Source organism: Candidatus Nitrospira nitrosa (assembly GCF_001458735.1).
GTDB classification, from domain to species: Bacteria; Nitrospirota; Nitrospiria; order Nitrospirales; family Nitrospiraceae; genus Nitrospira_D; species Nitrospira_D nitrosa.
Map to the genome: position 1 here is coordinate 387384 of NZ_CZQA01000010.1, position 24000 is coordinate 411383.

Below are 24000 nucleotides of genomic sequence, written 5' to 3' on the forward strand. Positions count from 1 at the left end.
TCTTTCCGGCGAGCAGGCTATCCTGCGCCTGTATATGCTAACGCTGTCGACTGCCGGGAACCCCCACATAATCCTCTCCTGTGGAAGAGTTCGGCACCGCCACGCCGGCAGCACGCCCTCCGACTCCGGACCCCGCCATCGCGACCGTCGGAACTGAAGGCTGGTCGGACTCGGTATCGGCCGTGGGTTTTTTCCCAAAGACTTTCGCTCCAAAAATTCCGACCCAGTAGAGCAGAAACATCGGACCTGCCATCAGCGTTTGATTGAATGGGTCAGGCGTGGGAGTCAGGATCGCCGCGATCACGAACGACCCTAACAGCGCCCACTTCCAATATTGAATCAGGAACGGCGCATCCACCCACCCGAGCTTCGCCATGAGCGTCAGCGCCAACGGCACTTCAAAAATCAGCCCAAACACCATGAGAAACCAGAGGGCGAAGCCGACATATTGCGCAATAGAAATCTGCGGTGCAAATCCCGCGTTGACGCCGTACGAAATCAAAAAATTTAAGGCAAACGGCAGAACGAAAAAAAATGAAAACCCTGCCCCCGCATAAAACGCCGCCGCGCTGACACACACGAACGGCCCGACAAACCGCCGTTCTTGAGCGTGCAGCCCAGGAACCACGAACCGCCAGATCTCGTACAACAGATACGGCATGGCGAGCACAATGGCACACAGGCCAGCTACCTTGACGTTCTGCCAGAGCGCCTCCGCCGGAGCGAGAAACACAAACGGCACGGTCGGGAGATCGGTGGGTTCCCAGGTCAACTGACTGGGAACGAACATGTTCTGAAGCGGAACGCGCAGCCATTTGACTAACGCATCGGCATAGAAGAAGGTCCCCATAAACACGACGGCCAATGCGATCACCGTACGGGTCAGCCGGACCTGGAACTCCACAAGGTGTTCCATGACCGGCATTTTCTTATCCTCCAGCGGCTTGAAAACCGAATCTTGCAGCCACTGGTTCAGTTTGTTCAACACAGAGCCTCGTGCATACGGGAATCCGTTGATCCGACGATCTGCCGATTGAGTTTCTGGCAACCAGCAGCTCGGCGGATCAACATCTACCCCTGTGCGTCTTACTTCGGATTGACCGCCACGAAGAGGCTGTTCCCCTGACGATTGACCAGCAACACCGCGAGCTCGTCTTTTTTAATTTTCTCGGCGGCCTTTTGGTACTCGCTGAGCGTCTTGACGGATTCGTGGTTGACTTCTTGGATGACATCGCCGCGCTGCAAGCCGGCCGCCTCCGCCTGTCCACCAGGCTCCACCGAAGTGACCACCACCCCAGTCGTTTTGGAAGGGATGTTCAATTGACTCATCAACGCATTGTCCAACGCCTGAACACGAAGCGATGCCAACACATTGTCCGGTGGCTTAATCTGCTCTCCCGCTTCCTTCGGCGGCCCCGGCTCCTTCTTCGCCAAGATCTCATCCGAAGGACGCTCCGCCACCTTCACGGCAATGACCTGCTCCTTCCCTTCCCGGACGACCTTCACCTGGGCGTCTTTCCCGACAACGGTTCGAGCAACCAGATTACGCAGTTGACTGACCGTCTGCACCTCTTTCCCATTGAAGGCCACCACCACGTCACCCCGCTTGATTCCGGCGGCATGCGAGGGGCCATTCTCGTTGACGTCGCTGATCAACACGCCTTTTCGCTGATCCGGAAGCTTGAAGGATTTCGCCAAGGCCGGCGTAATCTCCTGAATCGCCACCCCCATCCACCCGCGCACGACTTTCCCCGTCTTTTGGAGGCTATCGACGATATCGAGCGCGATGCTGCTGGGAATCGCAAACCCGATTCCCTCGGATCCGCCCGTTCTCGAGAAAATCGCAGTGTTAATCCCGATCAGATCCCCATTCATATTGATGAGCGCTCCACCAGAATTTCCTGGGTTAATGGCCGCATCGGTCTGGATAAAGTCTTCATAATCGGCAATCCCGACATTGCCACGCCCCAAGGCGCTGATGATGCCGAGCGTCACGGTCGAGCTCAGACCAAAAGGACTCCCGACGGCTAACACCAGATCCCCGACCTCAAGCTTTTCATACTCTGCCCACTTGAGTGACGGGAGATCCTTGGCATCGATCTTCACCACCGCCAGGTCCGTCTTTGGATCGGTCCCGACGACCTTGGCAGAAAACTCCCGCCGATCACTCAACGTCACAGTGATCTGGGTCGCCCCTTCTACAACGTGATTGTTGGTCACGATAAACCCATTGGCATCAAGAATGACCCCGGAACCGGCACTCTGGTCAGGTTTGCCGTGCGGAGCAGGGGGGCCACCATGGGGCGTCGGCGGAGTCGGTGATTCACCTGGCTCTTCCCCAGGAGGTGGGGCTCCGAATGGGTTAGGAGGAACTCCTCCTCGCCTCCGACTCCCTTCTCCTCCGCCGGTGACGGCAATGTTCACGACGGCAGGCGTCGTCTTTTTGACAATCTCCGAGAACCCCTGCGCCCATGCTGGAGGAACCCCTGAAGCCGAGACGGGTGACACGCACCCGCTTCCAAGAAACGCGGACAGGGCCAATCCACAACCGATGAGCATGTTCGTCGTTTGCTGAGTCCACATGAACATATCTAAAGTCCTCCAGGATGTGACTCTTCTTCAAGAGTCCTATTTGGAAATGAGCCTCCGCATCAGTTTAACAATCCATCTTACACTACTCATTTGATCGGCTTCAAAGGAGAAAAGGCCGGACGACAGGAGCGGAACCAGTCCGCCCGGATCGGCAAGCGCATGACAAGTCTCTACCACATCAAACCGTTGTGTTGTAGACCAGGCTTCCTTAAGACCCGTTGCATTCACGTGAGGTTTCCAGTACCGTGACAAATGGGTAGTTTTAATCATACCAGCAGAAGTAGACTCGGCAGTGACCCACGACCACCGACTCAGCAATAGAGGCATTCTAGCAGGCGCTTGGATCGGCGCTGTACTGCTCGTCCTCGCCGGCTGCGCGACACATCTTGAGTTCCCTCCAATGGGGACTCCCCTTTCCGCCAGCGCCAAACTGGAAACGTCATCCGCCCTCAAGGACCTCACGCTTCGCTATACTGATACATGCGGGCAGCTCCAGGAATTTCCGTTAGGGGAGCGCTTGCAAGAAGCCTTACAGGAAGGCCTTCACCGAACCTTTGACCGTGTGGTTTCTGAGGGAGCAGAAAGTGCCGGTCCACCGGACCATGTCGTCCAGGTCGACCTAGTCGACTCGTCATTCGATCTCAATAAAGAGGCACTCTACGACCGTGCCCCGGCCCTGATCCATCTCAACGCGATCGCCCGAATCTATGACCGAACAGGGACGTTGCTCCGGCAAACGGACATTGCCGTGTCCCGCCAGGAACGTCTGCGACTCGAACAGATCTCAAAGAACTGCGATTACATCATTGGTCCGTTCATCCAGGACACCACCATCGACTTTGCAACCAGGGTCGCCCTCACCGCAAAACAAGCTGCCGCGAGCCATGACGCGCTCAGCTCGACCGAGCCGACGGCTCCACCATCGGAAAGCCTCATCGTGCCTCCCACTTTGAGCCCAATACGCCCCGAACAACCAAATGGCTCTGCGGCGTCATCCGCTCTCCGATTCAAGGCGCTGTTACTCGATGAAAACAGCGATCTCATGTTCGAAGGTGGCGAACATATTCGCGTCCGCGTCGACGTCGTCAATACAGGATCAACTCTGGTGGAGAACGCCTCGGTCTCGTTGACAGGAACTCGGCTCACCCTCGAACAGTTTCCCACGACCGTCTTGAGAATTCCGCCTCTGCAACCTGGCCAAACACGATCGTTGGAGTTTGTCGCCACCCTGCCCCTGCTCGCGCAGCCGGAACAGGCTGAGATTCGAGTGATCGTTGAGGAGCGCAGTGGCGCCGCAGCCCCGCCTCAAACCCTGTCCTTCACGATCGCTCCGACGGGAACTAGAGGTGACGATGTCGATCAGGTATCAACCCAAGCATCCACTGTTCAACACCCAGCCATCTCCGTCGTTGCCATCGGCATCAGTTCCACTCTCACGCAACAGATTCCATCACGCACGCATGCGGCGCATGATGCGGAAACGGTCGCTAAGTATTTTCAGACGCTCGGAGGTGTGCCGTCTTCCAATATCGCCCTGTTGACAGACCGCAAGGCCACCTCTGCGCAGATCGAAAAAACCCTGCGCGAATGGCTCCCGACTCGTTCGACGACGGACGGGATCGTGATCATCTACTATTCCGGCCAAGCGATGGTTTCGCCAAGAGGGGAAATCATGCTGGTGCCCTATGACGGGACCAAGACTCCAACCAGTCTGTATCGACTAAGCGCACTGGAGTCAGTCCTTGCGAGACTGCATCCGCAACAGGCTATCTTGATCTTCGACGGGAAAACGTCTCCCATTGTCGACCAGACCAAAACACCCCCCACCCCGCGATGGGACCTGGATGGAGAGAACACGATTCGATTGATCGCCGTCGAGGGGCTCGCAACCGGTATCGAGGATGACGCCCATCGTCACGGTCTCTTTACCTACTACCTGCTGCGCGGCCTGCGCGGGGAAGCAGATACGAATCGAGATGGAAAAGTCACGCTTGGAGAGATGAGCGGATTCGTGCGGCAAAAAGTCGCCTGGGCGTCAAAATCACAGTTTGGGACGACCCAACGTCCTCAGATCATCCCATTGCTCAAAGCGGATGACAAAGCTACTGACCTAGTCCTCACCACACTACCTTCTCTCTCGGCATCAGAAGCACCCTAACAAGCACGATTCACAACAGTTCAGTAATACGCGGTTCACCCCCTCACGTGAGCAATGAAGCCGGCTCTCATACTGCACATCGACGCTGCAAATCCAATGAGCAACTGTTGATCGTTTTCGTCCGGAAAGATTAGGAGGTGTACCGGTTAAAGGCATCCACCCTCATAATACATATCCGGATTGTTTCTGAACCAGATTTGGGCTTCAGTCGCCAGCAAGAGCGCGCATTGTTGCCGTAAATATCCGACAGTCCAGAGTAGACTCTGGACATGGACACAAGAACTCGGATCATTCTTGCAGCGGAACTGGCGACTCAAGGGCTCTCCGTTTCCGCGATCGCGGGCCAACTTGAGCGCCATCGAGAAACCATAGGACTCTGGCTGAAGGCGGTTCGAATCGAAGGACTCTCTGTCTTTCTGGATCGCTATGCTGCGGCCAAGACGGGGCCACGTCCGGCACGACAGGTCCCGGGAGCGGTCAAACGCCTTGTCTGGGCGATTCGCGCCCGTGAATACGACTGCTGTGGGCAGAAGATTCAGTACTTTCTGGCTCATGAACAGCATATCCATCTCTCTGTTCCCAAGATCTATGAAATCTTGGCTGAACGATACGTCTTACGGCCTCGGGGCCGGACCAATCAGCCACGCGGCGTTGTGCCGATTGCCACGGTTCCCCGCGCGGTCATTCAGATGGATACCGTGGTTTTTGGCGAGGTCTTCGCCTTTACCGGGGTGGACATCTATACGAAGGAAGCGGATGTCGTTCTGCGGACCGGACTAACAAGCGAGGATGGGGCCATGTTTTTGCGCACAGCCATGACTCGCCGCTTTACCGGGCCTGTGCAGATCATCCAGACCGATGGGGGCTCAGAGTTCAAAGGCGTGTTTGCCCAACAGGTGCTCCAGTATTGTACACGACATCGCATCGCCCGTCCCTATAAGAAGAACGAGCAGGCGTATATTGAGAGCTTCAATCGAACCCTGCGCAAGGAATGCTTGGGGTGGATCTCCTATCGAGTAGAAGAACTGCCCACACTCCAGGGCGAGGTGCGTGCATTTCTGGACCGGTATCACTATCATCGGCCGCATCTTGGATTCACCCCGATGCGACCGCCGTTATCGCCAAGCCGTGAAGGACCTGACGGACTGTCGGATATTTACGGAGAATAGTGCGGAGCGCCGGCGATCCAGAAGGGACAATATAAGATCTGACCCCCAGGGCTTCACAGCCCTGGTTCCTTAGTTCCTTCGGCGAAACTTGCCGGAACCTGCCATCCTACGCCAAGGCTTCGAAGAGTACTCACTGCGTCTTCCTCTACCGCCATATCCATCCTCCGTAGCAGACGATAGCGAAGGAGGGACAGCGGTAGCTTCCTGCGTAGACAAACGAAACATGAAACGACCATGTGCAGCGTGGTGCTGCACATGTGTCCCATAACGCCTCAACTTTTAAAATAGCGATGTCCAACGAGTTAGACAATGCAACGCATTGATATATCTTGATTTGCTAAAACTAACCTTGGAATTCATGTCCCATTCTTAAGAAGGGATTCACGGGACGCTTCACACAAAGCTACATCCGTACTTCGAATAAGCTCTACTCCTACCTACATCTTTCCAAGGTGGTTTCCATTTTTCTACGACAAGGCACGGTCATTGCCCTGGGGAAGGTCTGATTTATTCGGAGTTTCAACCGCAGACCAGTCGAATCTTCTGTGTTTTGAAACGGGTTGGGCAAAACCAGAGTTCATCAACCTTCCGTGGAGGACCAGGTGAGACGGTACACCGCGACAGCATGGGGATCGCCCCGTTCATTCTACCCAACCGTATTGCCTGTTGCCCCAACGCGAAATCTTCGATGACCCACGTCTAGCGTATCAATTCAATCCTTAATTTCCTCAACTCAGGAGCTGATAATGAGACCATGGAGAAAGATAGGCCTGTCTGCGGGACTCCGTGCCCCGAACGCACTATGCACCACGTTGTGCCAAATGCTGATGCTCTTAGTTTCCTCTCAGTGGTGTCTGGGAGGGTTTACACCCAACTGGGCGTGGGGTGAAGAGAGCAGCGCTCAAACTTCTGCAAACACGGCGTCTTCGAGCGATGCGGCGTATTCCTTCTGGAGGCCCTCCCCGGATTGGAGTACGAGATTTTTCCCGACCCCCCAAGAAATTCAACGGTACCGGAAAAGCTGGAATCCGTTCAGCCATGGGCCGATCTTGACCAACGCGGCTGATGTTTCACCCAAAGGTCAGTTTCTGGCCCAGCTCTATGTCTTCAGCCAGGTCGGGAACTCACAGTATGGCAATAGCGTGACATTGGGACATCACGACTCATCGGTTCACCTCAGGGCAGTCGCCCCCACTTTTTTCTTTGGGTATGGCGTCACGGACAACCTCGAGCTCAATGTTGCGCCCCAACTCTTGTGGTACAACTCCTTTAAAGGCACGGGGCCGTCGTTGGCCGGAGGACAAGGATCCGGACATGCCAACGATATCGGCTTGGGGGACACTACGTTGTTTCTGAAGTGGCGTCTGCGCGTACAGGACCCGGACTCGTGGCATGGCACCTGGACGCTCTACAACGGCATCAGTCTTCCAACGAGTCAGTGGTTCGGCACGGATACGTTCGGCACACATCCCGTTCCCGGTGGATTCGCACCCCTAGGTCGCCTTCCCGCCACCAGATTCGGAGGGCTCGCGTTTACGGAAGGCCTCATGTGGCGAAAGAATATCCAGCCGTTCCGGCTCATGGGAGCCGTGTATTATACCTACACCATCCCCGGCAGCACGGGAGGCCGGACCACGTATAATGGGGATATCATCAATACACGGGCCATCGCAGAATGGATCGTGGACGACAAGCGGGGGTTCGGCTTGGCCCTGGAGTTCCTCTCGATCCATGGCGTGCCCTGGCGGGCGGACGGGCATGGTCTCAATATCAATCCCGCAAGCTATCACCTGATCGGGCTGGAGCCCTCTATTCAGTACACCCTCTTCCACGGCCCTGGTGGGTCGTTGGTGGCCGCTGCAGGATGCTTATTTTCGATCGCTGGGCAGAACGATATCAACGCCATCTACCCCAATATGTCCATTTACTATTACTGGAATAAAGAAGGCACGGCCTTGATGCGCTAGCAGTCACCGAGGCGCCGTTGTCATACTGGAGCCAGTCCGCACTGATTCGCGGACTGGCTCCAGGGCTTCAACGACTGCGGTCTTGATTCATTGAGGTCTAGTCCTGAATCGTGCAAAGCGCAGGAGATGCGGATGCTGCATTGCTGCCTCAATGACCTAGGGTTCTCCACCCACAGAATGGCACGATTCCTTCCCGATTCGCGAGCACCGGACTGCACGGCTCGCTCGATGGCGGTGAGAATCTTGTTACAGGTCAAAGAGTCGAATTCGCGGCTGTAGAATGGCAGAAACCCTCCTTTGCGAATCTCGATCTCCGTGGCCATGAGGTTCTGCTCCCACAGGGACGCCTCACCCATACACGCGCGATCTCACGCATCGCATACCCCGTAATGAATCGCGCTTCCTCATGCGTTGCATGAACATCGCCCCGTGCTGGTCGCCCATCTCGGTTGGAGTGCCTTGCACGATCGTCGAGGTTTGGAATGGCCTAACCACTTAAGAATGATTCAATCTGTGACCGAGAAAAGATGGTCTGGACCGACGTGCGCAACTTTCTGCGGAGGGCTTTGGCTCACGCCCATTTATGCTCGATCTGGTTGAGGTCTGGGCTATAGGGCGGGAGAGACTCCAGCGTATGTCCGTCATGAATCAGTGCGGCTTGTGTGTCCCCCTGCTTATGGAACGTGGCACTATCCATGACAAGGATCGATGCGGGAGGCAGTTTGAGCAGCAGGTCTTGCCCCACCCAGCCAGTATAGAGATCGACATCAACATTGGTATCGAACAGCCCGACGGTCAGCAGCTCCTTCCCAATCAGCGCACCACACTGGCCCTCCCCACATCAAACCGTGTTGCCGCTCCCGTGAGCGTCAGCCCTTCCTTCTTTCGAACGGACAAGACTCTACATTGAAAATCTCATGCATAGGCCATCCCTGTACCATAACCATGATTAATTGGTTTAGCCTTATCCACATACTTCGACTGTCGTAGTTGGCTCTGTGGCATAAACGAGAGGGTGGGAAGCTTCCTCCCCACCCTCTCTTCATCAGCATCGCTGTGAGCACAAGCGAGTGAACGTCTCTGCACACAGGCTGATTCTATTGACCGACGACTTGAAGTTGAATACTCCCGGTTTCCACCAGCGCAGGGTTAATGGTGATCGTGTACGTATCCGTCGTGGCTAGCGTCACCGTATTGAGGTTAAAGCTGGACGCGGAACTCGTCGCCCCCGCTTGCAGGACTCCACTCGGAGTATAGAGGTTCACGGCAACGGTCTCAAACTTATTATTGCTCGCCTTGATTGTGATCTGCTGGTTCGCCGTCCCGCTAAACGTATAGCGACCGCTCTGACCGGCTCGACTGATCATGATCTGTCTCGGTGCGGCATTGATCTTAAGCGAGTCTGACACCTCCGTGGAGAGTGTGAGTGTCATGTTTCCGGTATAGGGTCCACCTGGACGAACCAGCACGGTATAGACACCGGTGGTCGGCAAGGGGTTGGATATTTCAAGCGCACCACCAGCCGTCCCGACGGCCGTAGAAGCCAGTGGGGTTCCATCCTGGCTCAGCAGCGACACGCTGCTCGACGTGAGTCCAACCGCTGTAAGCCCAAGGCTCACCCATTGTCCGGCATTGCCGTTGAACGTGTACCGTGCCGTTTTACCTGGTTTGTTCAGGCTCACGGTCACTGGCACCCCATCGAGCGCAATCGTGCCGGAGACGGGTGACGACAGCGCGAGGGTCATACTACCGGTGTTATTCCCCACCGGATCCACTACAACGGTGTAGATGCCGGTTTCCGGCAAAGCCGTGCTTGGGTCGAGGCTACCACCACTGGCCCCAATCGTCGTCGAGGCGAACGTGCTGCCATCCGGCTTCAGCATCGAGAGCGTACTGGAGGCAATCGAGACCCCCGTGAGACCAAGGTTGACCCATTGACCTGCCGTCCCGTTAAACGTGTAGAGCGCGCGTTGACCTGGTACCGTCAAGGTCGTGGTTGCAACCACTTGGTCCACCATCATGGTGCCGGTAAGATCCGGTGCGTTGTAGAGTGCGAGTTTCGCACTGCCGGTGTAATTCAGTTCAGGATCGATCAACACGGCATAGGTCCCGGACGCTGGAAGAATTTGAGCGTCCGCCACCGCACCAGCATACGCAAACGAGGTGGGTTTGCCCAAGGGAGTGCCGTCTGGCTTCAGGATGGAGACATACCCGCTTCTGATCGTCACATCACTCAACTGCAGGCTGACCGCTTGGCCGCTGTTCCCTGAGAAGGTATAGCGCGCGTTTTGCCCGGCGCGCCCAATGCCAACTGGTACTGCTGAACCCTGAGGGACAATCGCGCCCTCCAGTTCATTTGAAACGGTGATTGTGAAGCTTCCCGTATAGGTGCTGAGGGGGTCGAAGAAAATCGTATAGGCCCCGGTCACCGGTAGCTCCATCAGATCCACACTGCTGCCATTCATTTCGCTGGATGAGATGGTTGCTCCGGAGTCGGCGGTGAATTGGTACGCGGTCGCAGATGTCTGGACCTGCGTCTGTGAGGAAAGTGGCCGATTGCCCATGGTCGCATAGTAATTCTTGACTGCGGTCGGCTGTCTGGCGATCAACCCACCATCCGGCCCATAGACCGACACTTGGAACTGCGTAAGACTGACCGCGCTAAAACCGAGATTGATGCGTTGCCCAGCCGTCCCCTGAAAAGTCATTGCCCCATTCTTGTTCGGCGTGGCAATCTTGACCGTCACGGGATCCCCTCCGACGGTGACGTGCCCATTGTATTCAAGGTCTGCCGCCACGATCCCTGGTGGGAGGTCACCCTCCCCTGCATGACTTGTTTCTGTGCCGACACTGAACGTCATTCCCGCTGATACAAGCGCGAGCGATGCTGCTACGACTGCTACTCGGCACTTCACCCATGGACATAGGCTGTGCATAGTCGCCCTCCTCATAGTTCAAAATAAGAACACTGATGGTTCGCTGTAATATAGGTCATCGCGTGCGAGCTTTTAAGGCGATTCTAGCTCGTCCGGCGGACTGTACCCCTTTTTGTATGCAAGGCGCAATCCCCCCAAGCCTTCCAACATCACTATTCCCCACCCTCAAACGAGGGGATCGCGGCACAGAACGTCCAGTATCTGGATTGTGGTAGCAACTGGCGTGGCGAAGCGAAGAACGTATGACCTGGGTCGGAAAGGCGTCATGAACCACGTGGACCATTCGTGCCTCCAGATAGGCCAACACGCAAAAAGAGAGGGTGAGGAGTTCCCTCCCCACCCTCTCTTTTTCTTAGTTCTCTTATGAACTTACGAGGATCAGCCGAGCAAGTCGTTACTCGCTCTTGCAGAAGCTCCGCTCATAATTGATGATGTTCCAAGCTTCTTCTTCGGTGATCGCTGCCGGGACCAAGGATACCATTCCAGTCCCAGGGCTGCCGTTCTTGATGACCCACATAAGCTCGCCATCTTTCCGCTTCTTGTGGAACTTGCAGTTGGTAAAATCGCGTGGGCTTGGATTCAGGATCTTGCCCGCTTCTCCCTGGCCATCGCCGGCCTTGCCATGGCAATTGAAGCAGGTACCTTTCCCTTCATACAATGCCTTGCCCTTGGCGATGCTTTCAGGCGAGGTGGCGATCGGATTCTTCAGTGCCTTTGCATCCGCCATCTGATCCGGCGGAACGCGAGGCTTGGTTGGATCCTTTTCTTCAGCTCCCACCACCGAGACCGAGAGAAACATCACTGCTGCGGTAATTCCCAAAAACTTGGACAGATACCCCATCACATGTCCTCCTTAGATTATGTTAAACCCACCCAGCCTGTATCGAGCGTCAGGCCGCCGACTCATCATCGCTACCTTCAACAGCCAGTTAAACGCTCGAACTATACCAACCAGTCTAAATTTCTGTCAAGAAAACATCCCTCGGCACCGCCTGTTACTTATTTCATGATCCCATGTCGAAGGACATCAAACCTCATGCCAATCCTGTCCAAAAGAAAGCATTCAAATTTCGCCATTTATGTGGCTTATCAGGTCCACCTTCCCTTGTATTCAGTCCATCCGTGACACCTTTGCGCCTCAGCAAGGCCATCCATGCCTCATTAGTAACCACAATAACCACGATGATGTGACAGTGGCGTACGATGTAACCAGCCGAAACCGACCTGGGTCCGGGACGAGGTCATTCGGCTCAAGGCGCTGATGCCAGAGGCCGGCTGCCGCACGATCGCCCATCATTTCAATCGGCGGTGGGCGGCACGCAAGCAGATGACCGTGAGTAAGACCTATGTGGCCGACACCTGCCGAAGACATCAATATCTGATTTATGAGGCGCGGCGGAAATTGAAGCACCGCATTCCTCGTCCGATGCCGCGCAATCGGATTTGGGGGTGCGATCTCTTAACGAAGACGGATCAGCAGGGGCAGCCGCATGTGGCTCTCGCGCTCGTGGATCATGGGAGCCGAGCCTGCCTGCGGCTGCAATCCCTTACGAACAAGTCATCGATGCGATTGTTGCAGGAACTTGCACAAGCCGTGAGGCGCTATGGCCGACCAACATTCATACGCACCGACAATGAAGCCGTGTTCGTCTCGCGGTGGTTCCGGCTTGGGCTCTGGCTGTTGGGGATCCGCCACCAACGCACCGAGCCCGGCTGTCCCTGGCAGAACGGGCGCATCGAGCGGTTCATTGGCACGGTGAAACGGGAATTGGCCAAAGCCCCGATCGCGAACGGCAAAGAGTTCGAGACCGCGTTACGAAATGTGCGGTGCTGGTACAACCATGCTCGGCCCCATGATCATCTCCAGGGGAGGACCCCTGCCGAGGTCTGGGCCGGGATCGATATCTTCACCGCGAAACCGGGCTAATGTGAGGAGTGTGAGGCGAACAGTTTCAGTTGGCGTACGGAAGATCTGTCCGTGATCCTAACGGACGAGTGTGCGCAAAGAACGATGAACACAGAGAAAAGGAAGCACAAACGCCAAAAAACTCGGTCAGAAGGGTAATAATTCAGATCGCAAAGCAGGGATGAGACGAGATTTGTAAGACAATCCACTCCCGAATCTCACAAAAACCTCCGCCGGACACGCGGACGGGACAATGTGCAAAAGAAGGGGTGGTGGTTTGTGTCTTCCCGAAGGGCCCGTAGGAGTACTGAATGGCTGGTGTACCTGACAGATTCGTCAGAGCGAGCGTACTCCCGATGCCGTCATAAGCCGAATCGGTGTGCAAGAACGACGAGCCTCTCAAAACTTAGAAGACTTCCTATGACAATGCCTCCGGCGCCCATTATATAATAGAGAAACTCCTCCCCCCTTTTCCCGAGCATAGACCAAAGGAACGATTTCCTCCCAAGCCACGGTTCCAACCAGGAAGGGGGGTCTATAAGAACATTTGTCCCTTTCTTGGTCGTCCAAATCAGTATGACACCGAGCACAACCGGTACTAGTCCAAAGAATACTACTTGCTGCACCAGTTCCGCCGTGCTCGACTCCGTCACCAGACTGCGGGTTCCACGTTCAATCATGGCAGCTCGCTTTCCAAAACGGACAAAAGATCATCCTGACACATGAATTCTATCGCGATATCGAAACGGGAGACCCCACACCTACTCCCAAACCAAGTGAGAATCCTTGCTGCAGCATAGTCTGACCACCTGGGTCAGGATTCGGGTTCTCGTAGATAAATGTGCCAATGCTAACATCGCCCCCAAGAGCAGGATAGCTAGCGGGATTATGGCTGTAGATATTCAGATTGACATTCAGCGGATTCAAATTTGGTGGTGGCTGGTTATAGGAGATTTGAAAGAGCGTGAATTGAAATGCCGGGGGAAATGTTGTGGTAGGCTTGCAACCCTCCCCCAAAGTACACTGTTTTCCCTCCGTCCCCCATGTATAACCAGCTGAAAAGCTAAATCTACTTCTTTGTGAGGGATCGAGACCCCATGGGTCATTGAAATGGGTCACTCGATTGCTGACGTAAGTATAGAAGTTCGGTCCGGCATAAAACCCAATCGGATCTTCTCTAGTAAAACGATGCATGTGTGGATAGTAATACCTCGTCCGATAGTAGTAGAACCCCGTCCCATCATTCTCCCGTCCCGTATATTGCAATGTGTTCGCACTCGTTCCCGTGACCGTCGTCTTCCCAAACGGCTCGTAGGTGTACGTTGTTCCAGAAGCGCCCTGCGTGTTGCTTAAGGCCAGGCTGCTCCCGAGTGCATCGGCGTGATAGAACTCATTCCCAGTACCTGCTTGTCGAATGAACGGCTCATCGATGTTCAGGCTTCGCAGATAGCTCGCGCCAACTGCGCTGCCTCCAATCTCGGCCGCAATATCGTTCCCGTCATATAAGAACTGGGACGATGTGCTGCCAATAACCTTGCTCACTCGGCGTCCCAGCGGATCGTACTTGAAAGAGGCCGTTGCTCCACCGCTGATCGACACCAACCGATTCCGGGCATCCCAGACGTACGTGTTCGTGCCGTCGTTCGTGAGATTGCCGTTGGCATCGTAGGTCAGTGTCGCACCGGCGAAGGTTGTCTGTTCATTCGCCGCATCGTACGTGGCACTCGGGGGAGAAGAAAAGGGGACAGGGTGGGTTCAAGGTCCTAGTGCAACGCCTGTATCCTGGAGATTCCAGGAACCAAGGAGTTGTACATGGGACACTATCACCGATTGACTCTTATGGAACGTGAAGAACTCAGTCGCATGTTCGCCGCCGGGTATAGTTTACGTGCAACGGCTCACGCCCTGCAGCGCGCGCCTAGCACGCTGTCACGTGAACTCACTCGGCACCGCACCAGCCCGGTGACCTATCGCGCGGTGCCAGCCCATCAACGGGCGACTCGGTGGGCCCATCAGCCACGGAAACCCCGGAAGCTTGCGGCGGACCTCCGACTCCGCCGAGCGGTCTTGGCCCGACTGGCACAACGCTGGTCGCCAGAACAGATTGCCCACAGTTTGCGCCAGCAGTATCCTCAAGATCCCGCGAGGCAGATTTCGCATGAAGCCATCTATGGCTATCTCTATGGGTTACCCCCCGACACCGTTAAGCGCGCCCTCACTCGGCACCTCCGGCGGCGGCATCGTTTTCGGCGGCCCCACAAGGTCCGGCTCTCCTCGCATGCCGTCCAGGAGATGGTCAGCATTGATGACCGACCAGCCGAAGTAGCTGCGCGTGTCGTGCCGGGCCATTGGGAAGGCGACTTGCTCGTCGGCCATGCCAATGCCTCGGCGCTCGGGACGCTCGTCGAACGCACAACACGGTTTACCCTGCTGGTCCCGCTGAAGGCCAAGCATGCGACCGCCGTACGACGGGCCTTTGTCCGGGCTATCCGGACACTGCCGCCGCAGCTCCGCCGGTCTCTCACGTATGACCAGGGGCAGGAGATGCGCGACCATCGGCGCTTTACCACCCAGACACAGATGCCGGTCTACTTTGCGCATCCCCACTCTCCCTGGGAACGGGGCACCAACGAAAACACCAACGGGCTCCTACGGCAGTTCTTTCCCGCCGGGACCCACTTTAACAAGGTGTCACGAGGCGAGATCAAGCGAGTGCAGGCAATGCTCAACGATCGGCCACGGAAAATTCTGAACTGGCACAGCCCCGCGCATGCATTTCACCACCTGTTGCGTTAGGATCTTGAATGCACCCAGGCTACTTTTCTCTTGAATCGTGCCGCTGCCCTGCGTATCCTCTCCCCATGCCCCGCATCCCTCGCGGCCATCTGGCCGGCCATGCCTTCCATGTCCTCAATCGCGGCAACGGCGGCGCCACCGTGTTTCACACCGACGGCGACTACCGAGCCTTTCTGGAACTGCTCGCCGCCGCGAAAGCCAGACATCCCGTCAAGATACTCGCCTTTTGCGTGATGCCCAACCATTTTCATCTTGTGCTCCAACCAGTCCGTGATGCGTCCCTCAGCCCCTTCATGCACTGGTGGATGACCAGTCATGTCCGTCGCTATCATCGCTTCTACCGCAGTCATGGGCATGTGTGGCAAGGCCGATTCAAAAGCTTCCCGATTCAACAAGACGGCCATCTGCTCACCGTCCTCCGCTATGTTCTGCACAATCCGGTCCGAGCGCGGTTGGTGAAGCACGCCGACGAGTGGCCCTGGTCCAGTCTGCGATATCCCCACCTGATAGCTCCGCGCTCGGCGTCACGCTCAGCGGAGGGGCGCCACGGACTCGACGCCCCCTTGCTCGACGACGACCTCACGACCCTTCGCACCTGTGTGAATCGGCAACAACCGTTTGGGTCCCCCCAGTGGCAACGCCGCATCGCAGCCCGACTCGGGCTGGAGTCCACGTTGCGTGCTCGTGGCCGTCCACGGCAATCCCGGCCTGAAAAGTAGCCTGTCCCCTTTTCTTATTCTCTTGAGCGGTTCATCGGCACAGGGAAGCGGGAATTGGCGAGAGGATCCATCGCAGACGGGAACGAATTGAGTATGGCGTTGCGGGAGAGTCGCACTTGGTACAACCACGATCGGCCGCACGATCATTTGCAAGGCCGGACTCCCGCAGAAGTCTGGGCGGGAATTGATGTGTTCGCGCCACACTCACGGTCAGGTCGAGATCAGCCCATCGAGGGCATACTGCAGCCGTCAGGCTGACGAGAGCGACGGCGGGGGGCAATGTGTTGAGCAGGTGCTGTCCATGGAGATCGCCGACTCGTCTGCGCAAAACGAGGGGGATGAGCGTAAAGAAGAGGTCGAAGTCGAAGACAATTGGTCAGAAGCGAGCAGAAATCAGCTCACGATGAGACGCTGAGGCGGGATTCGTCAGGAAATGAGGCAGCGTGTCACCACTGAAACCTTCACTGTCCGCGCGGACGGGACACCTGCCTCTTGGGTTCCCGTACGAAAGCCGTGCTCCAGCCCGACGAAAGGGCACACAACCGGATCATAGAAAGGTCGGATCAGAAGGTGCACAACGACAGGGAAGAGAACTGCAATCGGTAGGCTGTCTACCGCTTCAACACAATATCGCGGGCGACTTTACCACTGGGGCCGAATGGTTTTTGAGGTTTACCGTTCAACTCAGCCTTTACACCACCGGCATTCCCGAGGGTGAGAATAAATTGATCCTGCCCAGTCCAATGACCCTTTTCACCGGGCCGAAGCAAGGACTCCTGCGGACTCCCATTATCAATCTGGACGACAACCCAGCTCAGCTCGGTTGCTTCCAGATCCAAATTCAACTGTCCGTCGCCACGACTCTCAATGGCATTCAAGCCAATTCCAGCCAGAGGGCCATCACTGCCAGCGGAACCCGGCGCTCCCACAGATGTCGCGTCGGATTCAACGCGCGGCGCAACAACCTCAGGTACGGCTGCGTCCTGGCGACGCGGAGCCTCTGCGGTCGCTTTGTGGATTGTTCCGGCCTGTGATTCAACCGACTTTGCTGCGTCGACCGTACGCTCAGGCTCGCGAGTTACCGATTCCGCCACGTCTTTATTTGGTTGAGTGGTACGTTTGGTCGCCGAGACCTGCTCTGGCGCACCGCGCCGGAAGACCGTGGATTGCTCACGACTCAACAGGAAGACCAGTGTCAGGACGGCAATACCGATGGCGATCGCCACTGCCTTTCGATTGGCCTGACGCTTACGGTCTTCCTCAATCTGACGAACCTTGAGCCGTTCCCGCTCATCCTGTTTCTCGTAAAAAGAGCCAGCCGATTGAATAAACCGATGAATTGCGTCCTCCTCGTCCAATCCAAGCGATCTCGCATACGACCGCACGAACCCCCGCGCGAATACTTGATCAGGCAGTTTGGCAAAATTACCGTCCTCGAGCGCCTTGACGAAATCCGTGCGAATACGGGTTTTCGACGCCACCTCATCGATGGTCAATCCCTTGGTTTCCCGGACCTGCCGAAAGAATTCGCCGACCGACTCCATAGGTCTCCTACTTCAATCGCGTCAAGAGATCTGACGCCGCTGTCGCCCACTCGCCCTCTTTGTCCAATGTCGCCACCTTCTTCAGTACTTCGCGCGCACGCGTCGCATACCCCAGCTGATAGTACACACGACCAAGCTCGAGATGCGTCATCGCCGGCGGAACCGTCGGCGGACTGGCGGAGGCCGCATCTTCAAACGCCTCCATCGCTCCCTGGAGATCGCCTTGGTGCGCCAAGGCACGACCGAGATGGAAGCGAGCCAGATCCGGTGTCAGATACAAAGGATTCGCCAACGCCGACCGATAGGATTGCACCGCCTCGGCCCATCGATCCTGATTGGCTAAAACTTGCCCAAGATACGTATGCGCTTCGGAGTACCCCTCATCGATCTTCAGCGCCGCCCGAAACTGCTCTTCAGCATAAAGTAGTTTACCCTGCAGCGCGTAGACATGGCCTAATGCGTACCGCGCTTCTTTGTTGTCCGGGTTCAATTGAACCGCTTTCTGGAACGACACGAAAGCCTTCTGTCGATCACCAGGAAGGCTGGCCACTCCTTCTTGGTAATGTCCCTGTGATTTTTGGAGCACCTCTTTCTCGGTCGCACAGCCGGCCACGACACCGACAAGTCCCATCCAGATCAATGCGCGATAGGCTCGACGTCGATGGGGTCGGTATCTGTTCCAGATCGTCATATGTCCTCAAAATGCGTGAGCCGCTTAAACTCAGCGAACCGTGCCTGAATCTCTTTGTAATCCAGGATTCGCAATCGGTCAAGACTAAAGGCTTCTACTGTAAATGAGGCCATAACGCTTCCAAAGATGATGGCCTGCTTCATCGCCTCAGGGGAATAGTTCCCGGTAGCGGCGAGATAGCCCAAAAACCCGCCGGCAAAGGTATCGCCGGCACCGGTCGGATCGCGCACATCTTCGAGCGGAAAGGCCGGTGCCCCGAAGACGTGCTTCTCGTTGAACATGAGCACGCCGTATTCTCCGCGTTTCACGATGAGATGCTTGGGCCCTCGTGACAGCACCAATTTTGCGACTTTCACGAGATTGGAGTCTTGGCCTAAGGCACGCGCTTCGCCGTCATTGATGATCAGGACATCGACCTTCTCCAGAACTTTCCATAAGGCCTCTCGCTGACCGTTGATCCAAAAATTCATCGTGTCGCACGCAACGAGCGCTGGGCGCGTGACCTTTTGCAGCACATCGAGCTGAAGTTCAGGATGGATATTGCCAAGGAACAGAACATCCGGCGCTCGATAGGCTTCGGGAATCTGCGGGCGAAACGTCTCGAACACGTTGAGCTGCGTATCCAGCGTGTGCGCCTCGTTCAATTGATGCGTGTATTCCCCCTTCCAACGAAAGGTCGCTCCCGGTCGACGCTCTAATCCCGTCAGATCAATTCCACGGCTCTTCAGAAACGCAACGTGCTGTTGGGGGAAGTCTTCCCCAACCACCGCAATGAGCGCCACCGAGGTGAAGAAACTTGCCGCCGTCGAAAAGTATGTCGCTGACCCTCCAAGAATCTCCGTTCCCTCCCCGAACGGAGTTTTCACCGTATCAAGCGCAACTGATCCAACCACTAACAATTTCCCCATTGCCTAACGAGCTCCTTTCTGTGGTGTCAGGGCACGGTCGATAAGCACCGAAAGCTTCTTCCGCACAGCAGTCGGTATTCGTTTCGGTGCAGTCAAAATCGCATGGTCTAACGCCCGATGGCAGGCACACTCGATCGGTTTCGCGAACGACGGCATCACCGTACGGAGAATCTGTTTCGCCAACGTGACATTGCGGTGGAGAGTATCCAGCACGGCCTCCACGGTCACAGCCTCTTCCGTCTCGTGCCAACAATCATAGTCGGTGACCAACGCCAAGGTCGCATAACACAACTCCGCCTCGCGAGCCAGTTTAGCTTCCGGCATATTGGTCATCCCGATCACATCGACCCCCCATTGCCGGTAGAGCCGTGATTCCGCCTTGGTCGAAAACTGTGGCCCTTCCATGCACACGTAGGTACCACGAGCATGCAGCGTGGCTCCGACTCGCTCCCCGGCTGAGCGCAACGCGTGGGCCAGCTCCGCACAAATCGGTTCACCGAACGCAACATGGGCCACAAGCCCCTGTTCAAAAAATGTCGAGACGCGACGCTTAGTGAGATCGATGAACTGGTCAGGCACCACGACGTCGCCCGGATGAATCGATTCTTTCATGCTGCCGACGGCACTGACCGAAATGACGTGCGATACACCGAGGGACTTGAGCGCAAAAATGTTGGCGCGATAATTTATTTCACTTGGATTCAAGAGATGCCCTTGTCCATGGCGAGACAGGAACGCCACCCGAACTCCTTCGAGCATACCCACCCTGATCACATCGGATGGAGCCCCAAAGGGCGTACGGACTCGGATCGAACGTGCGCCTGTCAGCCCTTCAATCTCATAGAGTCCGCTTCCTCCGATCACTCCGACTGTCACCCGCTCATCACGCTGTTTTCTTGGCATACCACATCCTATTCTCACTACGCCCGCACCATTGCAGGCTGTTGTTGCGACTCATGACCTTTCAGAAATTCTTCGATGCGTGTGATGACTCGGCTTCCCACCTGCTCAAGCGACTCGCCCTCGCCAATGGAGAACCACTCGACACCAGGCTCCTTTCGAAACCAAGTCATCTGCCGTTTCGCAAAGCGCCTCGTGTCGCGCTTGAACTGGCGCACCATTTCCGTCTCATCATATTCCTTCGCCAAACAGGTGGCGATGTGTCGGTATCCAAGACCTTTCATCGCCCCAAGCTCACGACTGTATCCACGAGCAAGCAGAGACCGCGTCTCTTCTACCATTCCATGAGCCAGCTGCCAATCGATGCGTTCATCGATCCGTCGATAGAGCACGTCTGTGGTCTGATGAAGTCCGATCAATAGGGATGAAAATGGTGCCTCTTGAAACCGGTGTTCAGCCTGCATCTCGGACATCAAGCGCCCCGACAGTCGGTACACCTCCAGTGCCCGCATCACCTTCGACTCATCATTCGGATGTAATTTGGTTGCTGCTGCAGGATCGACACGGATCAATTCAGCATACAAACCGTTTCGCCCCCCCTGCTCTCTCAACTCCTTGAGTTCTGCCCTCACCTTAGGATCGGCCTGCGGTGCAGGGCATAGTCCCCTAACCAACGTCCTGATGTAGAGGCCAGTCCCTCCAACGACGAAGGGCAGTCGGCCGGCTGCATATAATCGCTCGATGTGCTCCAGTGCGATACGTCGATACCAGCCTGTGTTGAACGTTTCATCTGGATTTACCAGATCAAGAAGCCGGTGCGACACAGTCTGCTGCTCCTCGGCAGTCGGCTTGTCCGTTCCAATATCCATTCCGCGATACACTTGGCGCGAATCCGCCGTCAGGATCTCAGTGTCAAAATGCTTGGCGACGTGTATCGCGACTCGACTTTTACCAACGGCAGTTGGCCCCAGCAGGACGACCAGCGGCCGACGGCGACGTGCAATGTCCACCCGCATGGTCATGTCACTGCCGACCAGAAGCGATCACCAGAGCGCCACAAGATCCATGGGAGCTGAGCCTCTCCTTCACCCTGCATAACCTACCAACCGGCTCGCCCGAACATTTTCTCGAGATCGTCGGTGCTGAGTCGAAAGGATGTTCGTCGTCCATGAGGACAGGTGGTGATCTCTCCCTCAGCCCGCCACTCTTCGACCAGCACCTTGATTTCTTCCAGCTTCATCGAGCGACCAGCCCGGACAGCACCGTGGCAAGCCAAGGATGCCAGCACCGACCGTATCCGTGCCTCAAGCACAGGCACTCGTTCCCATTGATTCAAGTCCTCAAGAAGGTCCTCCAAAAACACTTTTGGATCGACTGGACCCAGTCCGACCGGCGTCGATCGGAGTAGGACCGTTGTGGCACCGAACGGCTCGATCTCTAAGCCCAACTTCCCCAGGTCCTCCTGATGGCGCAAGATCAAGGCCACATGATCCGGCGGTAAATCCAGAGGATCGGGCAGAAGCAACGGTTGCGCCTGAAGACTGCTGACCGTCCAGGCCCGATACAGCCGCTCAAACAGCACCCGCTCATGGGCTGTATGTTGATCGACCACCATGAGGTCTCCACCCACTTGCGCGACGAGGAATGTCCGATTGATCTGTCCCAATGCAACCACTTCCCCGGCGGGCACTCGGACATATGGCTCCGCCGCTTCATTCGCAAATGCCAGCTGCACGTCCGAATTTGATGGTGACAAGGGTGCCGTCTCCGTTGGACGAGACACGGTCGTAGCAGAAGGACCAGGCCAGGAGACCGGGATATGCACGGTGGCCTGGTCTCCTATTTCCCTGTCACCAAGTCCCTGTGCGCTGCCTCCGCCGCTCAGTCGCTCGCGGATCGCTCGTCGAACGAGTTGATGGATAAACTCATTGTCCGAAAAACGCACTTCCCGCTTCGTCGGATGGACGTTGACATCTACTCGTTCTGGATCGACATCGAGGAACAACACGAACCGTGGATGGCAACCCCGGGAAAGAAATGACCCATAGCCTTCCCCCACAGCGTGGGACACCGTCAGGCTCCGAACGGGTCGACGATTCACAAACAATTCTTGTGGAATCCGTGAGGCCTTCGCATGGCTCGCATCAATAATGTAGCCCGTGAGGCTGGCGCCGGCTTGCTCACTATGGATAGGAAGACCGTGATCGAGAAAGGCACGTGGGTACACCTGTGCGATCCGCTCCTTTTCTGATCGCACGGTTGGGTAGTTCAACAATTCCTGGGCATTCTGGCTGAAACGAAATTGGATAGCCGGCCAAGCCAGCGCCGCCTGTTGCACCACTCGAATGATATGCGTGCACTCCGTCGGGGCCGACTTTAAAAATTTTTTCCTGGCCGGCAGATGCTCGAACAGCCCCATGACCTCGATTCTGGCCCCAACGACCGGAGGGGCGTCGGTCACCTTTCCAACGAGTCCCCCTGCAACTTCCAACTTCGTCCCTACCTCGTCCGAACCGGTCGCGGTCAGCAACCGAACATGCGCCACGGCGGCAATGCTCGGCAACGCTTCCCCCCGAAACCCCATCGTGCGGATGGACCATAGATCGGCATCAGACCGGAGTTTACTTGTGGCATGGCGCTGAAACGCACTGATCGCATCCTGACGACTCATCCCCTCCCCATCATCAGTCACCCGAATCAAGGAGAGGCCTCCATCCTTCACGTCGATCGAGATGGAACGACTCCCCGCATCAATGCTGTTTTCAAGCAGTTCTTTCACGACTGCAGCAGGGCGCTCAACGACTTCCCCGGCCGCAATGCGACCAATCACGTCTTCCGGCAATAGGCGGATCTTCGAGCTGCCGTCTGTCTTCAGCACGGCACCAGGCTCCTCACGCGGGATGGGACTGGGAACAAGGCAGGACGTCGAACGGCGTGGACGCTCATCGGAGCTCGGCCAATTTATGCTTGGCCAACTTGGACTCATCCGACGATGGAAACTCCTCAAGCACCCGTTTCAGATTCTTCCTCGATTTGGCAAGATCACCTGTCTCGGCTGTGGCTAACCCAAGCTTGTAGAGCGCGGCCGGCATTTTCTCATTCCCAGGATACTCTGCGACAAGATAATCAAAGGTCTGGATGGCTCGACCGTACTCTTTCAAATTGTAATAGGACTCGCCCAACCAGTATTGGGCATTGGGAGTCAGCGACGTACCGGGAAAGTCCTTGATGAATCGTTGGAATCCGGCGATGGAGAGCTCATATTTACCGCTCAGATAATCATTATAGGCCAAATTAAACGCCGAGGTCGGCGTGATGCCCGATGCCGTCACCACGGCCTCTGTCGGGGGTGTCGACTTCACCATCTTCGCCGCACGCGGTTCAGGTGAGGAGTCCGACCTGGCAGACGCCTGGCTCACCGTCTCCTCCAACTTCGCAAGCCGGCCTTCCAGCTTTTGAATACGGGCCGTCACATCATCAAAGCGAGACTTGGTCACGTCTGGATCCTTGCTCTCCTTGCTTCGCTCGATCGCCTCCAAGCGACGGACCACGGCATCGACCCGTTGATGGTCTTGATCCTGCGTTTTGGAGATCGTCGAAAGCTGGTCGCGGGTCTGCATGAAGTCCGCGTGCTTCGCACATCCGGAAAGAACCATCCCCCATCCCAACCATCCCGCTATGATCGCTGTGGACATGACGGTACGGGCTCGCATG

General features: G+C 56.2%; 21 protein-coding genes. 7 read left to right on the plus strand and 14 right to left on the minus strand.

The genetic code is table 11. The features are described 5' to 3' along the window. Positions 1–37 precede the first annotated feature (37 nt). On the minus strand, positions 38–988 hold the full coding sequence (tatC, locus tag COMA1_RS16245; protein ID WP_245631128.1) for a twin-arginine translocase subunit TatC: 951 nt from the start codon (positions 986–988) through the stop codon (positions 38–40). A 98-nt stretch (positions 989–1086) separates the two neighbouring features. Then, a complete protein-coding gene (locus COMA1_RS16250) occupies positions 1087–2589 on the minus strand; it encodes a Do family serine endopeptidase (protein ID WP_090750463.1) in 1503 nt (500 codons plus the stop codon). 295 nt (positions 2590–2884) lie between these two features. Here COMA1_RS16250 and COMA1_RS16255 point away from each other — a divergent pair, with 295 nt between their 5' ends. The 3 genes from COMA1_RS16255 to COMA1_RS16265 all read left to right on the plus strand — a co-directional run bounded on the left by COMA1_RS16255 (position 2885) and on the right by COMA1_RS16265 (position 7886). After that, a complete protein-coding gene (locus COMA1_RS16255; protein WP_141654376.1) occupies positions 2885–4750 on the plus strand; it encodes a caspase family protein in 1866 nt (621 codons plus the stop codon). A 269-nt stretch (positions 4751–5019) separates the two neighbouring features. Further along, entirely contained in the window at positions 5020–5919 is a 900-nt protein-coding gene (locus tag COMA1_RS16260) for an integrase core domain-containing protein (RefSeq protein ID WP_090750467.1), read from the plus strand. A gap of 746 nt (positions 5920–6665) precedes the next feature. Next, positions 6666–7886, plus strand: a complete 1221-nt coding sequence (locus tag COMA1_RS16265; RefSeq protein ID WP_141654377.1) for a hypothetical protein — start codon at positions 6666–6668, stop codon at positions 7884–7886. Between the two features lie 20 nt (positions 7887–7906). Here COMA1_RS16265 and COMA1_RS16270 read toward each other — a convergent pair whose 3' ends face one another. The 4 genes from COMA1_RS16270 to COMA1_RS16285 form a co-directional block, all read right to left on the minus strand. Next, on the minus strand, positions 7907–8209 hold the full coding sequence (locus COMA1_RS16270) for a hypothetical protein (protein ID WP_141654378.1): 303 nt from the start codon (positions 8207–8209) through the stop codon (positions 7907–7909). 248 nt (positions 8210–8457) lie between these two features. Next, on the minus strand, positions 8458–8703 hold the full coding sequence (locus tag COMA1_RS16275; RefSeq protein ID WP_090750475.1) for a transposase: 246 nt from the start codon (positions 8701–8703) through the stop codon (positions 8458–8460). 280 nt (positions 8704–8983) lie between these two features. Further along, positions 8984–10822, minus strand: coding sequence for a hypothetical protein (locus COMA1_RS16280; protein WP_141654379.1), 1839 nt, complete (start codon positions 10820–10822; stop codon positions 8984–8986). A 394-nt stretch (positions 10823–11216) separates the two neighbouring features. Beyond that, the gene (locus COMA1_RS16285; protein ID WP_090750480.1) at positions 11217–11663 is read right to left on the minus strand and encodes a c-type cytochrome; all 447 of its coding nucleotides are present in this window, start codon (positions 11661–11663) and stop codon (positions 11217–11219) included. A gap of 420 nt (positions 11664–12083) precedes the next feature. Between COMA1_RS16285 and COMA1_RS16290 the strand changes: the two genes are divergently transcribed. Continuing rightward, positions 12084–12749 carry an integrase core domain-containing protein gene (locus tag COMA1_RS16290; protein ID WP_090750482.1) on the plus strand — a complete coding sequence of 222 codons (666 nt, stop codon included), beginning with the start codon at positions 12084–12086 and terminating at the stop codon, positions 12747–12749. 708 nt (positions 12750–13457) lie between these two features. Here the strand turns inward: COMA1_RS16290 and COMA1_RS16300 are convergent. Continuing rightward, positions 13458–14270 carry an RHS repeat-associated core domain-containing protein gene (locus COMA1_RS16300; protein ID WP_176698125.1) on the minus strand — a complete coding sequence of 271 codons (813 nt, stop codon included), beginning with the start codon at positions 14268–14270 and terminating at the stop codon, positions 13458–13460. A 270-nt stretch (positions 14271–14540) separates the two neighbouring features. On the opposite strand from COMA1_RS16300, the gene COMA1_RS16305 reads away from it, so the two are divergent. The 3 genes from COMA1_RS16305 to COMA1_RS22235 all read left to right on the plus strand — a co-directional run bounded on the left by COMA1_RS16305 (position 14541) and on the right by COMA1_RS22235 (position 16501). Further along, positions 14541–15524 carry an IS30 family transposase gene (locus COMA1_RS16305; protein ID WP_090744603.1) on the plus strand — a complete coding sequence of 328 codons (984 nt, stop codon included), beginning with the start codon at positions 14541–14543 and terminating at the stop codon, positions 15522–15524. A 65-nt stretch (positions 15525–15589) separates the two neighbouring features. Next, positions 15590–16243, plus strand: a complete 654-nt coding sequence (locus tag COMA1_RS16310) for an REP-associated tyrosine transposase (RefSeq protein WP_090750489.1) — start codon at positions 15590–15592, stop codon at positions 16241–16243. Positions 16244–16276: 33 nt separating this feature from the next. After that, the gene (locus tag COMA1_RS22235) at positions 16277–16501 is read left to right on the plus strand and encodes an integrase core domain-containing protein (RefSeq protein WP_090750491.1); all 225 of its coding nucleotides are present in this window, start codon (positions 16277–16279) and stop codon (positions 16499–16501) included. A 353-nt stretch (positions 16502–16854) separates the two neighbouring features. Here COMA1_RS22235 and COMA1_RS16320 read toward each other — a convergent pair whose 3' ends face one another. The 7 genes from COMA1_RS16320 to ybgF all read right to left on the minus strand — a co-directional run bounded on the left by COMA1_RS16320 (position 16855) and on the right by ybgF (position 23999). Continuing rightward, positions 16855–17787: a helix-turn-helix domain-containing protein gene (locus COMA1_RS16320; RefSeq protein ID WP_090750493.1), complete on the minus strand. Its 933-nt coding sequence runs from the start codon at positions 17785–17787 to the stop codon at positions 16855–16857. A 7-nt stretch (positions 17788–17794) separates the two neighbouring features. Then, positions 17795–18478 carry a tetratricopeptide repeat protein gene (locus COMA1_RS16325; RefSeq protein WP_090750495.1) on the minus strand — a complete coding sequence of 228 codons (684 nt, stop codon included), beginning with the start codon at positions 18476–18478 and terminating at the stop codon, positions 17795–17797. After that, entirely contained in the window at positions 18475–19386 is a 912-nt protein-coding gene (locus tag COMA1_RS16330; protein ID WP_090750497.1) for a PfkB family carbohydrate kinase, read from the minus strand. Before COMA1_RS16330 ends, COMA1_RS16325 begins: the two co-directional genes overlap by 4 nt. Before the next feature lie 3 nt (positions 19387–19389). Further along, positions 19390–20289 carry an S-methyl-5'-thioadenosine phosphorylase gene (gene mtnP, locus COMA1_RS16335; protein WP_090750499.1) on the minus strand — a complete coding sequence of 300 codons (900 nt, stop codon included), beginning with the start codon at positions 20287–20289 and terminating at the stop codon, positions 19390–19392. 17 nt (positions 20290–20306) lie between these two features. Continuing rightward, positions 20307–21308 carry a tRNA (adenosine(37)-N6)-dimethylallyltransferase MiaA gene (gene miaA / locus COMA1_RS16340; RefSeq protein ID WP_090750500.1) on the minus strand — a complete coding sequence of 334 codons (1002 nt, stop codon included), beginning with the start codon at positions 21306–21308 and terminating at the stop codon, positions 20307–20309. Between the two features lie 77 nt (positions 21309–21385). Then, the gene (gene mutL, locus COMA1_RS16345) at positions 21386–23164 is read right to left on the minus strand and encodes a DNA mismatch repair endonuclease MutL (protein WP_176698127.1); all 1779 of its coding nucleotides are present in this window, start codon (positions 23162–23164) and stop codon (positions 21386–21388) included. Between the two features lie 64 nt (positions 23165–23228). Then, positions 23229–23999: a tol-pal system protein YbgF gene (gene ybgF, locus COMA1_RS16350; RefSeq protein WP_090750504.1), complete on the minus strand. Its 771-nt coding sequence runs from the start codon at positions 23997–23999 to the stop codon at positions 23229–23231. Position 24000 lies beyond the last annotated feature (1 nt).